This window comes from Desulfuribacillus stibiiarsenatis, assembly GCF_001742305.1.
Lineage (GTDB): Bacteria > Bacillota > Bacilli > Desulfuribacillales > Desulfuribacillaceae > Desulfuribacillus_A > Desulfuribacillus_A stibiiarsenatis.
Genome location: NZ_MJAT01000028.1, coordinates 1 through 690, shown reverse-complemented (window position 1 = coordinate 690; position 690 = coordinate 1). Strand labels below are relative to the sequence as shown.

Here is a 690-nt window from a genome sequence, read left to right as displayed (position 1 = left end):
ATTCCATCGATCAGTCCTAAATCTATCCCTAGTCTTACATTCGATATCCTTTCCATCGCTTCTCTCGTACTAATCACCCTGGCATGTAACAGAATACCTAAAGAACGGAAGACTTTATCTTCTAGCTGTTCTTTTGACTGTTCGAAGACTTGTTTGCGGGCTTCTCGTTCGTGTTCCACCACTTGTTTAATTACATCTTCTAGGCTTTCTATGATTTCCCAACAATTTACCAATATCCTTCTCCATCGACAAAGCTTGTCAAATTTCGACAAAAGTTTCTTTCTCATGTTTTTGCACACAAAAAGAAACCCACCACTGTTAGTATTAACAGCGATAGGCTTTGGTGGGGTGCGAAGAGGGGATACTATATAGTTAGCTCCCCTAATCGTACTAATTCAACGACTGCTTGCGAGCGTCCTTTAACTCCTAGTTTTTGAATGACATTCGATATATGGTTACGAACGGTCTTTTCGCTAATGAATAGTAAGTCTGCAATTTCTTTTGTGGTTTTGCTTTGAACTAGTAGTTCAAAAACTTCACGCTCACGGTTGGTCAATAATGGTCTGTCTTTTCTGTTTTTCACAATGCTACCCCTCCTGCACGGCTCAAGGTACCAGGAAGCTAAGGATACAGTCATCATATAATATGTCAATATTAAATGAGGGGTGCGACAATCCTGTATTTTAGGCT

1 protein-coding gene and 1 pseudogene are annotated in these 690 nt (G+C 40.0%); both read right to left on the bottom strand.

The window, feature by feature from the left end; all coding sequences use genetic code 11:
* A pseudogene (locus BHU72_RS09325) lies at positions 1-233 on the bottom strand (ATP--guanido phosphotransferase); the annotation flags it as partial.
* 131 nt (positions 234-364) lie between these two features.
* A complete protein-coding gene (locus BHU72_RS09320; RefSeq protein ID WP_141709297.1) occupies positions 365-583 on the bottom strand; it encodes a helix-turn-helix domain-containing protein in 219 nt (72 codons plus the stop codon).
* Positions 584-690 lie beyond the last annotated feature (107 nt).